This window comes from Actinocrispum wychmicini, assembly GCF_004345645.1.
GTDB classification, from domain to species: Bacteria; Actinomycetota; Actinomycetes; order Mycobacteriales; family Pseudonocardiaceae; genus Kibdelosporangium; species Kibdelosporangium wychmicini.
Map to the genome: position 1 here is coordinate 219,576 of NZ_SLWS01000002.1, position 11,170 is coordinate 230,745.

At 68.5% G+C, this 11,170-nt stretch carries 10 protein-coding genes; 4 read left to right on the plus strand and 6 right to left on the minus strand.

What is annotated here, in order from left to right:
* The 5 genes from EV192_RS09605 to EV192_RS09625 are packed head-to-tail and all read right to left on the minus strand — an operon-like array spanning position 1 to position 5,847.
* The gene (locus tag EV192_RS09605; RefSeq protein ID WP_132113537.1) at positions 1-1,203 is read right to left on the minus strand and encodes an FAD-dependent oxidoreductase; all 1,203 of its coding nucleotides are present in this window, start codon (positions 1,201-1,203) and stop codon (positions 1-3) included.
* The gene (locus tag EV192_RS09610; protein WP_243726748.1) at positions 1,200-1,958 is read right to left on the minus strand and encodes an SDR family NAD(P)-dependent oxidoreductase; all 759 of its coding nucleotides are present in this window, start codon (positions 1,956-1,958) and stop codon (positions 1,200-1,202) included. Before EV192_RS09610 ends, EV192_RS09605 begins: the two co-directional genes overlap by 4 nt.
* Positions 1,948-4,122: an AMP-binding protein gene (locus EV192_RS09615; protein WP_165960315.1), complete on the minus strand. Its 2,175-nt coding sequence runs from the start codon at positions 4,120-4,122 to the stop codon at positions 1,948-1,950. The genes EV192_RS09610 and EV192_RS09615 overlap by 11 nt, the downstream gene beginning before the upstream one ends.
* Positions 4,115-5,035: an aromatase/cyclase gene (locus EV192_RS09620; RefSeq protein ID WP_132113543.1), complete on the minus strand. Its 921-nt coding sequence runs from the start codon at positions 5,033-5,035 to the stop codon at positions 4,115-4,117. Before EV192_RS09620 ends, EV192_RS09615 begins: the two co-directional genes overlap by 8 nt.
* Positions 5,036-5,058: 23 nt before the next feature.
* Entirely contained in the window at positions 5,059-5,847 is a 789-nt protein-coding gene (locus EV192_RS09625; RefSeq protein WP_132113545.1) for an SDR family NAD(P)-dependent oxidoreductase, read from the minus strand.
* 150 nt (positions 5,848-5,997) lie between these two features.
* Here EV192_RS09625 and EV192_RS09630 point away from each other — a divergent pair, with 150 nt between their 5' ends.
* From EV192_RS09630 to EV192_RS09640, 3 genes are read left to right on the plus strand one after another with little or no spacing between them, the layout of a single operon-like run.
* Complete coding sequence (locus EV192_RS09630) at positions 5,998-6,423, plus strand: nuclear transport factor 2 family protein (RefSeq protein ID WP_132113547.1); 426 nt, start codon at positions 5,998-6,000, stop codon at positions 6,421-6,423.
* Positions 6,420-7,568, plus strand: a complete 1,149-nt coding sequence (locus tag EV192_RS09635; RefSeq protein WP_132113549.1) for a cytochrome P450 family protein — start codon at positions 6,420-6,422, stop codon at positions 7,566-7,568. Before EV192_RS09630 ends, EV192_RS09635 begins: the two co-directional genes overlap by 4 nt.
* Positions 7,565-8,620, plus strand: a complete 1,056-nt coding sequence (locus EV192_RS09640) for a glucose-1-phosphate thymidylyltransferase (RefSeq protein WP_132113551.1) — start codon at positions 7,565-7,567, stop codon at positions 8,618-8,620. The genes EV192_RS09635 and EV192_RS09640 overlap by 4 nt, the downstream gene beginning before the upstream one ends.
* Before the next feature lie 55 nt (positions 8,621-8,675).
* Here the strand turns inward: EV192_RS09640 and EV192_RS09645 are convergent, their stop codons facing one another.
* Positions 8,676-10,556: an AfsR/SARP family transcriptional regulator gene (locus EV192_RS09645; RefSeq protein ID WP_132113553.1), complete on the minus strand. Its 1,881-nt coding sequence runs from the start codon at positions 10,554-10,556 to the stop codon at positions 8,676-8,678.
* Between the two features lie 346 nt (positions 10,557-10,902).
* Between EV192_RS09645 and EV192_RS53700 the strand changes: the two genes are divergently transcribed.
* The gene (locus EV192_RS53700) at positions 10,903-11,073 is read left to right on the plus strand and encodes a hypothetical protein (protein ID WP_165960316.1); all 171 of its coding nucleotides are present in this window, start codon (positions 10,903-10,905) and stop codon (positions 11,071-11,073) included.
* The last annotated feature ends 97 nt before the right edge of the window (positions 11,074-11,170 follow it).

The following is an 11,170-nucleotide window of genomic DNA, read 5'->3' on the forward strand; positions in this document are numbered from 1 at the left end:
TCAGACGAAAAGGTCACTGGCTATGCGTAGGTCTTTGTTGCCGTAGGCGATGTGCCGCAGGATCTTCGGGTACACCGGCGTGCGCGCGAGCACACGCGCCATCGCAGGCCGGACGCGGGACGCCACCCGGCCGGAGCCGAGCATCGCCTTGCTCTGCAAGGCCTGCGTGCGAAGGACTTTCGCGATGTCACGCCGTCGCGGCACGGTGAAGGCGTCCAGCGCGGCCGCGCGGAGATCACCGACGGCCAGCGCCCCGACCAGCACGGGATGCAACGCGACCGCGTCCTGGATAGCGAGGTTGATGCCCTGCGCCCCGAGCGGACTGTGAGTGTGCGCCGCGTCCCCGATGAGCACCAGGCCGTCCTCAGCCCAATGCCGGGCCGTCGCAGCGAACACGTCGAGCAGGGTCAAGTCGGCCAGGCGCCGGATGGTCCGGACGATCTGCTCGGCGTACTCCGGCACCGCCGCGCACAGCCGCTCCCGCACGTGGTCGAAACCCTGTGCCGCCAGGTCACTGTAGCCCTTGTGCGGGATCGTCCAGCCGAGCTGCACCTGGTCGGGGTATGACCGATAGCTGAGCACCGGACTGCCATCCGCCTTGTGAATCCGCACGTTCGGCTCACCCATGCCGGGTAGCCGCAACCACAGGACGTCGTGGGCGAACATGTCCAGCCGCTGCCATGGAATCCCGGCGAGCGAGCGCACCTTCGAGTACCGGCCATCCGCACCGACCACGCACCGCGCCCGCACGGAGAACCCGGTCCCGGCGACACCGATGACCCGGCCGGTACCGTCCCGGCGGAGTTCGGTCACCCTGCTGCCGGGACGGTGGTCGAAACCGTTGTGCTTCCCGCATTCCTCCAGCAGCTGGGCCAACACGTGCCGCTGCGGAATGCTCAGCAGATGGTCGTATGGGGCGGGCAGGGCCGCGTAGTCGATGTCGAGCAGGGTCCGGTCCGCGTCGACGAGCTGAAACCGGCGGTGCGGATGACAGCCACGTGCCTTCGCGCCTGCCAGCACACCCAGGGCATCGAGCAACGCCATGCCACCGGGCTGCAGGATCTCTCCACGGTACTCCCGGTCGAGGGACCGGCTGCGTTCCAGTACACACACCCGCACACCGGAACGTGCCAGCAGGAGGGCGAGAGTGAGTCCGGCCGGACCGCCACCGACGACGCACACGTCGGTGTTCACTTCGCTCATTGCCACAGTCCGAGACCGCCGTCGACCGTGATGACCTGTCCCTGGATGAACCCGGCCTCGGCGGTGCACAACAGGGCGACCACCCCGGCCACATCTTCGGGTGTGGTGAGCCGCCCGGCCGGTGTGGCCGCCGCCAACGCGGCCGCCGCCCCCGGATTGGGCGTGTCAGGTCCTTTGTCCAGTTTTGACGTGGACACCGCGTTGACCGTGATCCCCCGCGGCGCCAGCTCCACCGCGAGATACCGGACCATGCTCTCCAGTGCCGCCTTGGCGATGCCGTGCGCCCCGTAGCCTCGTATCACCGAGTGCGCCCCGGAACTGGACACCGCGATGAGCCGCCCCGCCGCAGAGGTCATCGCCTTCGCCGCGCACAGCAACGGATGCAGTGCGAGGCGCAGATCGACCGCCAGCACGTCCTGCGGCGTGTTCAGCATCGCCGTGGGCCGCCAGGCGTTCGCTGCGTTGTGCACGAACACGTCCACCCGCCCGCGCAGCGTCGCGACCTCGTCGATCAGCGCGGTCATCGCCTCGGGGTCGGACGCGTCGCCCCGGTGGAAGGTGATCGAGCCGGGTTGCTCGGGAAGCGGCGACCGCTGGTGGATGGCGTGCACGTAAACCCCGCCCGCGGCAAGTCTGCGCGCGACGGCGAGCCCGACGCCGCGGCTGCCACCGGTGACAATGGCCACCTTGCCGGCAAGCCCCCACGTCCCGGCCGTCACCCCGGCCGGTCGGCCCGCGGTCACATCAGTCGTCACCCTCGGCCCCCAGCGCCCGGTTCCATGCCACATGCACAACGGTTTCCGTGCGTACGGCCGCGGCCGCGGCGAGCGCCGCGAACTCCGGTGTGCCCGCTGCCTTGTCGAAGGCGGCCGGATCCCACCAGTAAGCCAGCCCGTAGTACGTTCCGGGTTCCTGGAACGACCGGTTGAGATCGGCGTAGCCGAACCCGTAGGTGTCGGCGATCACCTTGGCGTACCTGTCGAACGCGGCCTCGAACGCGAGGGGGTCGCCGGTCGTGAACGTGCACACCTGCATCAGCGGCACATCGAACTGTGCGCGCTCACCGGCGGCCTCGCCGGCGTTCACCCGCCGGACGTTCTTGCACAGCACCACTTCGGCTTTCTCCAGCAGGCCACGCATGACCGTCTGGTGGGACCGGAACTCTTCGGACGTGGTGACCGCGAGAAACGTGTCCTTCGAAGTCCACCAGCCGAAGTTCAGGTACACCCGTGGGTCGTCGGCGAGCCGGACTGCCTGGTGGGCACCGAATCCGTCCCGGGCCCGCATGTACTCCACGTGCTCCAGGAAGAAGGCCTCGAACGCGGCCGGGTCGTCCCTGGTGGTGAAACGCGCGACGGCGGTAACGAGGTTGTCCAGGTCCTCGGCGGTCTTCTCGGCCATGGTTCTCCTTGAGATCAGCTCGGCGCGCAGCGCGCGGCGGGACAGCTTGCCGTTGGTGGTGCGAGGGATCGCCCCGACCACCTCGAAATGCCGGACCCTCTGGTAGTAGGGCACCCGCATGGCCAGATGGGCTTCGAGATCGTCGACGGCCGCACCGTCCTGCAGGACGACGAACGCGGCCGCGTACGCGCCGCTGAACTCGTCGGGGTAGTCCACGACGGCGCAGTCGCGCACGCCGGGACATTCGCTCAGCACTCGCTCTACTTCGGACGGTGAGACCAGGTAGTTGTCGCACTTGAAGACGTCCTTGATCCGGTCGACCACGACGAGCCTGCCATCGTCGTCGAGCCGGCCGATGTCGCCGGTGGCGAACCAGCCCTCGTCGTCCACTCCGCTGTCGTGCTCGCTGTAGCCGAGCATGACCTGCGGGCCCCGCACCTGGATCTCGCCTTCGGCGCCCGCGGCGACCGGCTCGCCGGTGCCGGGGTCGACGATGCGGCACTCGGTGTCGGCGACCGGGCGCCCTACCGTGCCCACCGCGGGATCCAGCGGCGTGGCCGAATGGGTCAGCGGTGAGGTCTCGGCCAGCCCGTATCCCTGGAACACCGGTATGCCGAAGTGATCGGCCAAAGTGGACGCCGCGGCCGGGGCGAGCGCGGACCCGCCGGAGGCGATCGCCCGGACGGTGGTCAGCCGCAACTCGGGCAAGCGGGGGTGGCCGGCCAGTTTGGTCAGTCGCATCGGGATGCTGTAGTAGTGCGTGGCTCCGGCCGTGTTCGCCAGCTCGACCGCCTTGACCACATCCCATTCCTGGCACAGCACCTGGGTCGCGGCCGCGTGCACGGCCGAGTTCAGGTGCATCAGGTGGTATTTGGGCAGATGGTTGAGCACCACGGAGGTTTCGTCCACCAGGTGCGCGACGGCGGTCTGGGCGGCGTTGACCACCAGGTTCGCCTGGGACAGCCGGCACCCTTTGGGAGGCCCCGTGGTGCCGCTGGTGAACAGGACGCACGCGGTCCGCGCCGGCGGCACGGGCTCGGTTCGCGAGATGTCGTAGGCGGCCACGAGGTCGTCGAGTGTGCGCACCGCGCCTGCCTGGGCGGCAGGGCCAGGACCGATCAGGATGGCCTCGGCCAGCAATGGCAACCGGTGCGCGATGCGGCGGACACGTTCGAAAAGCACATCGGTCACGAACACCAGCCGTGCCTTCGAGGTGACCAGCAGATGCTCCAGCTCGTGCTCGGTGAGCAACGGATTGAGGGGCGCGACGGTCTTGCCCGCCCGGATCGCACCGTGGAAGGCGACGGCGAAATCCGGGTGCAGCGGTGACGCGAGGGCGATCACGTCAGGTTCCGTGCCCAGCAAACGAACCAGCGCCGTCGCGGCCGCCGAGACACTCGAATCGAGCTCGGCGAACGTCACGTCCCCGTAATGGGCACGCAGTGCGACCCCGTCCGGGCGCCGCGCCGCCGCGGCCGACACCAAGCCGTCCACGCTCGACGGCAGGGACTCAGCCACGGCCTGCTCCCGTGACGTGTGCGGACGCCGCATTGAGCGTGGCAAGACTGTTGGCGCCCAAGGCCGACCGGATCAGCTCACCGGCCTGCGCGAGCCCGGCGTCCGGCCCGAGAACCGTGCCGACCGCGTCCGGGTTGATCCGCACCTGATGCCGGGACACGGCCACGACCTCGTCGCCGTCCTGCCGCAGCAGCCACCTTCCGGCGTGGGCCGCCATGAGCGCGGGTGTTTCGGTCTGCTTGTAGGCGATCCTCGACGGAGCCGTGCAGATCCGGACAGACGAGGTGGTGTGCACACCGCCGTCCTTGGTACGGGTGTTCATCCGCATCCGCTGCACCCCTTGCGGGTCCTCCACGAGGTCCATACTGTCCACGTGCGACAATCTGGTCGGCCATTCCGCCGCCCGGTAAAGGAAGTCGTACATCTCCTGCAGCGGCGTCGATGTCCGTACCTCGTCGGTGAAGTCGAGGAACGCCCCCGCCGGCGCCGCCACCGCGGCCGCGAGCGCGGCCAGTTCCGCATGGCTGTTCGTGTCGACGGCCTTGGCGATCCAGGCGAGCGCCTCCTCATCGTCGCCCAGCGCGCGGAAGTCGTGTGTGAGCGACACTTCCGTACGGTCCCCGGCCGGGGTGAGCACCCACTCACCGCCCATCTCCGCCACCGGCGGCGCGGACAGCTCCTGCAGGAAACCGATCCGCAGCGCGCCGGGGTCCAGGGTCCGCCGGGACACCCAGGTCTTGACGGTGCCGTTGGCCAGAGCGCACAGCCGGATACGTTCTTTGCCATCGTGCAAGGAAAGCCGCTCGGCGTCGATGGTCGGCCCAAAGGTCGCCGGCCACAGCGTTACGTCGGCGAGCAGTTCGTACACCGACTCGGCCGCGGCCGGGACGGTCACCCGGTGTTCGACGTGCATGGACTGCCTCTCTCCGGAGATGTTCAGTAGTTGCCGAGGCCGCCGCAGATGTTGACGGCCTGGGCGGTGACCGGACCAGCGTCGTCGGAGACCAGGTAGGCGACCATGGCGGCCACCTCCTCGGGCGCCGTGTAGCGACCGAGCGGGATCTTGGCCTCGAACCGCTGCAGCACGGCGTCCTCGGTGATCCCCCAGTGCGCCGCGTACCCTTGGCGAACCCGTTGCGCCATTGCCGTTTCCACGTAGCCCGGACACACCGCGTTCACGGTGACACCGGTCTTGGCCAGTTCCAGGCCGACGGCTTTGGTGAAGCCGACCACGCCGTGCTTGGACGCCGAGTACGGCGCGCCGAGCACGACGCCCTGTTTGCCGCCGGTGGATGCGATGTTCACGATCCGGCCCCACCCCCGCTCGATCATCCCGCCCGCGCCGAGCACCTGGCGGGTCAGCAAGAACACGCTGGTCAGGTTGGTGGCTAGCACGTCGTTCCACAGCTCGTCGGTCAACTCGGCCGTCACCCCGCCGCCGCTGCGGCCCGCGTTGTTGACCAGCACGTCGATCCGCCCATACCGCGCCACAGCCTCGTCGACGAGTTGCGCGACGGAATCCGCGGACCGCACGTCACACGCCGCACCTGCGACGTCCATTCCCTTTTCGCGCAGGCGATCGACGGTCGAGTTCACGTCGTCCTTGCTGCGGGCGCAGAGGAATACGGCATGCTGCCGCTCAGCGAGTGCCGTCGCCGAGGCGAGTCCTATCCCACTGGTGGCACCGGTGACCAGGGCGACCCGTTTGTCCCCGCGCACACTCATCTTTGTTTCCTTCCTGTCGGCCTGCCGGGGCAGCGTCCGCCCGGCCGGTCGAGACCCGGTGGACGAACGCTCGACCTGAGTTTCCAGCCGTCATCGACCGGCCATTGAGAGCGGGCGAAGAGCCTGTCGGCGAACGAAAGGAGAACACCGATGACTGACTTGCCGGAACTCTCGGTCCGCCGGTTCTACGCGCGCCAGATGCACCTACTCGATGACGGTGATGTCACCGGCTGGGCTCAGACCTTCACCGAGACGGGTTCCTTCGCCTCGAACGCCATGCCAGCCGCGGTGGCCGGCCGGGACGCCATCGCGAAAGCCGCTGGCGAGACCACGGCGGCCCTCGCGAGGGACAAGCTCCGGCGCAGGCACTGGATCGGGATGCTCGCGATCACGGCCGGCGACGACGACACCGTCCGGGTGCGCAGCTACGCGCTGGTGATCCAGACCCCCATCGGTGGCACGCCCACCGTACTGGCCAGCACCACGTGCGACGACCTGCTGGTCGCGCACGGCGACGACTGGCTGGTCGCCGACCGGGTGATCGCCCGGGACGATCTTGACGGAGTTTCCCCATGACCATCGCCCCGCTGGCCCAGTCCGACAGCGGTATTTGCTCCCCCGATCCCTATCCACCGCTGCGGCGGTTACGGTCGACCGCGCCCCTGGTGCGCGTGCGGACCAGTTTCATGGGCGAGGTGTGGGTGGTCGCCCGCCACGACCTCGCCCGGCGGTTGCTGGCCGATCCCCGCTTCAGCCGCAGACGGGCCGACGACGGCGATGTGGCCGCGGTCGACTCCGATCCGCCGGACCACACCCGCATCCGTGGCCTGATCCGCAAGGCGTTCACCTACCGGCGGATCGAGCAACTGCGGCCGTGGCTCGAACGAACCGTCGAGGAGATGCTCGACGACATCGCGCCCCATGGGCACGCGGACATGCTGGAGGCACTGGCGTATCCACTCCCCATCGCGGTCATCTGCGAGCTGCTGGGCGCACCCGCCGCCGACCGCCGGGACGTGCGCAGCCGTACCGAGAAGATCCTCGCCGGCGAGGTGGCGGAGAACCGCGAAGAGGTCTACGACCGGACCAAGCAGTACATCGAGAAGCTCATCGCGGACAAACGTGCACACCCTGGTGACGACCTGATGAGCGCGCTCATCGCGGCCAGGGACGGCGACGCCCGGCTCAGCGAACCCGAACTGGTGGAGCTGGGGATCGCCTTGATCGCCGCGGGCTATGCGACGACGACGAATCTCATCGGCAACGGCATCCACACCCTGCTGACCCATCCCGGCCAGTTCGCCCTGCTGCGTCGGTACCCCAAGCTGATCCGGTCGGCGGTCGAGGAGTTCCTCCGGTTCGAGAGCCCGTTCAGCGCGGCGGGCCAGATCGCCAGGCAGGACATGGAGATCGACGGCATACCGATCGCCGAGGGCGACGTGGTGCTGGTGTCGTTCGCCGGGGCCAACCGCGATCCGGCGTGCTTCACCGATCCCGATCAGCTCGACATCACCCGCGATCCCAACCCGCACCTGGCCTTCTCACACGGCATCCACCACTGCGTCGGCGCTCCGCTGGCCAGGCTGGAGGCCGAAGTGGCGATCTCGGCCGTGGTCCGCCGGTTTCCCGATCTGCGCCTCGATGGTCCCGCCGAGTGGCGGGCGAACATCATGCGCGGCCTGCACACGCTGCCGGTACGGTTCGAGGTGGCCGCGCGATGAAGGCTCTCGTGCTCGCGGGCGGCAGTGGCACACGCCTGCGGCCGTTCAGCCACTCCATGCCCAAGCAGCTGTTCCCGGTGGCCGGCAAACCGGTGCTGCTGCACTGCCTGGAGAACATCCGGCAGGCCGGTATCCGCGAGGTCGGCCTGGTGGTCGGCGGCAGGCACGAGGAGATCCGCGCGGCCGTGGCAGCGTGCGGGCTCGACCTGTCGATCACGTACATCCCGCAGGCCGCGCCCCTGGGCCTGGCGCACTGCGTGCTGATCGCCAGGCAGTTCCTCGCCGACGAGGACTTCGTGATGTACCTGGGCGACAACGTGCTCGCCGAGGGGATCGCCGATCTCGCCGAACGGTTCCGGGCCTGTCCGGCGCAGGCGCAGATCACCGTCACCAAGGTCGCCAACCCACAGGAGTACGGCGTGGCCGAGGTGGACCATGACGGGCGCGTCATGCGGCTGACCGAGAAACCCCGCACTCCGGCGACGGATCTCGCGGTCATCGGCGTCTACTTCCTCACTCCGGCCGTGCATGAGGCGGTCCGGCGTGTCCAGCCGAGTGCGCGCGGCGAGCTGGAGATCACCGACGTGTTGCAGGATCTGGTCACGCAGGGGGCGGACGTGCGCGCCGAGGTGTTCTCGGGCTACTGGAAGGACACCGGCAGTATCGAGGACGTCCTCGATTGCAACCGGGTCCTGCTGGACGCCATACCGACGGCCAACCTGGGTGCGGTGGACGGTACGAGCCAGGTGACCGGGCCCGTGGTGGTCGAAGCGGGGGCGCGGATCCTCAACTCCCGGGTCGTCGGCCCGGTGACGATCGGCGCGGAGACCGTGATCGTCGACAGTGAGATCGGCCCCTACGTCTCGGTCGGGGCACGGTGCCGGCTCGGCCGGGCCGGTATCACCGATTCGATCGTGCTGGACGACGCCCGCGTACACGACGTCCGGGAGCTGCGCGGCTCGATCGTCGGCCGGTCGGCCGAGGTGACGAGCTCGGGGACCACCAGGCGCCGGGTCATCCTTGGTGATCACTCCAGCATGCGGATCCCTTGACCCTGGTGGCCCTGGGAGACAGGCACCAGTCCGGTCCCTGTCTCCCAGGGGCGAGTCAAGCCGCGCTGTCGTCCACCGTGGATACCCTGGCTGCCGGTTCCTGGCGTCCCCGTAACGATCTCGCGGCCACGCCAAGAAGCGACGGCAGCAGATAGTCTGGCTCGGCGGGCTCGTCCTGCTCGGTTCGCAGGACCAGCAACTGCGCGTCCAGCAACTGTTCCAGGACCGCCTCCGCATGGATCCTGCTCAACCCGAGCGTCTGTTCCACCGCACTGGCGCGCAAGGTGGTCATCCGGCGGGACGCGAGGAGATGAAACGTGTCCCGGGCGACGGGGCCGAGCCGGGCGCAAGTGGTCCGTACGCTGCGCAACAGCTCGCTGCCGAATTCACCGAACTCACCGAACTCGCCGAACGGGTCGCCGCTGGTCGCGAACCGGTTGGTGAAATGCTCGACCGCGCCGGCGGGTTTGCCGCTCAGCCGCGACGCCACGGCCCGGACGGCCAACGGCCAGTGGTCGCACAGTTCCGCCAGCTGCTTCGCCGAGGCCAGCTCGGCGTCCACGATCTGTGCGCCCACGATCTTCCTGAGCAGTTCCACGCTCTCGTCCACAGTGAACGAGCCGAGCTGGACCACGTGTGCCCCGCCGGCCACGTTCAGCCGCATCCGGCTGGTGATCAGCATCGTGCAGCCTTTGCCCGCCGGTTGCAGTGCCCGCAGTTGCGCGGCGGTGTCGACGTCGTCGAGGACGACCAGCACCCTGCGGTCGGCCGTCCACGTACGGTACATCGCGGCGAGCTCCGCCACTCTGACCGAGCTGGGCGGCTCAGCTATGCCACAGGCGCGCAGCATCCTGCGCAGGACGGTCTCGATGGCGTTCGGCTGGCCTGCCACTGTGCCGAGCTCTTCGTAGAACTGCCCGTCCGGAAAAAAAGGGCGCAACCGCCGCGCCGCGTGGATGGCGAAGGTCGTCTTCCCGATGCCCGGCGGGCCGACCACTTCGATCAACGGCACCTGCGCGGCCGTGTCGGCGCGGGTGAACGGTGCGGTCAGCGCGGCGAGCTCCGCGCCTCGGCCGACGAAGTCCGCGATCTCGGCCGGCAGCTGGGCGGGCGCCCGCGACAGCTGCACACTTCCCTTGGGCGTCGCGGGCTCGTCGATCAGGGACGCCTCGTCGGTGAGGATCGAGTAGTGCAGGTCCTGCAGCTTGGCCGCGGGTTCGAGGCCGTACTCGGCCACCAGCCGCTGCCTGGTCCGCTGGTACGTGTCCAGGGCGGCGGTCCGCTGTCCGGAACGCACCAGCGCGAGCATGAGCTTGGCGACGAACCCTTCGTGCGTCGGGTCGGTCTCCACCAGCGCCCGCAGCTCGTCGAGCAACACGTTGTGCCGCCCGAACTGCAGGTTGATCCCGAGCCACATGTCCAGCGCGGACCGGTGCATCTCCTCCATCCGGTGCACCTCGGCGGACAGCACCGGGCCGACAGTCACGTCCGCGAGGACCGGGCCCGTGTACAGCGCGAGGGCCTCGGAGAGCTTGGCCTCGGCGTCCTCCAGCAGGTTGAGCCGGTAGTCCGTGGTGGCACGGGCCACAAGGCTGCCGAACTGCCTGACGTCCAGCCAGTCGTCCGGTCCGAGCCGCAGTTCGTAGCCGGACGGCCTGGTGAGCACCGCGGTGCCCTCGCCCGGGCCGCTCTCCGCCCGGTCGTAGGCCAGGCCAAAGTGCCTGCGCAGGTGGTAGATGTAGGTGTGCATCGTGGTACGGGCGCTGCGCGGCGGACTGTTGTCCCACAGCTCCTGGACCAGGCGCTCACATCGGATGATTCGGTTTGCGTCGAGCAGCAACAGGGCCAGCACCCGTCGCGGCATTCGTGCGGTCGGCGTAATGGACGTGCCGCCGCCAGTGTGAACCTGTAACGAATCGAACAGCTTAAAACGCATCGGTTCCCCCTGAACCAGAATTGCCTTTTCGTCTCACGCGGCCCCCCATGACCACGAAGCGGAGCAGCTTCACTGCGAACTGTCATGAACTGCGCTCGCTGCAATTGATTGAACCATCTACTACAACCGCACATCACGACAAGATCTGTTCACGTACTCAAGCCGGGACGATGTTACCCAAACGAACAGGGAACTGGTCAAGTCCCTGTTGGCGTGACTTGTTGATCTTGTTGATTGGTGCGGTGCCTGCTGATCGGCGTCCGTCCTATGACGAGCTTGCTGTTCTTGTCGTGCGGCAGGCCGAGGGTGGTGCTGGGCCAGTCAGGCCGGCGACGCGCTCGTGGACATGCGGAAGCTCGTCAGCGAGGCGATCACGACCAGCGCTGACACCGACGACCTCGACGCTCTGGCCACGCAGACCCGGCTCTACCGTTCGGCCGCGCGGATCGGCATGCCCCAGACCGCCGCATATTCCGACAAAGGTGACGAAGAAAACACAACGCGCTGGCCCGCATGATCAAGCTGCGGCGGAAAGTGTCCGGCTGGCTACGCTCCCCCCACCGGAGCCGCACAGTTCTGCGCGATACGCAGCTACCTGCCCACAGCCGCGAAAC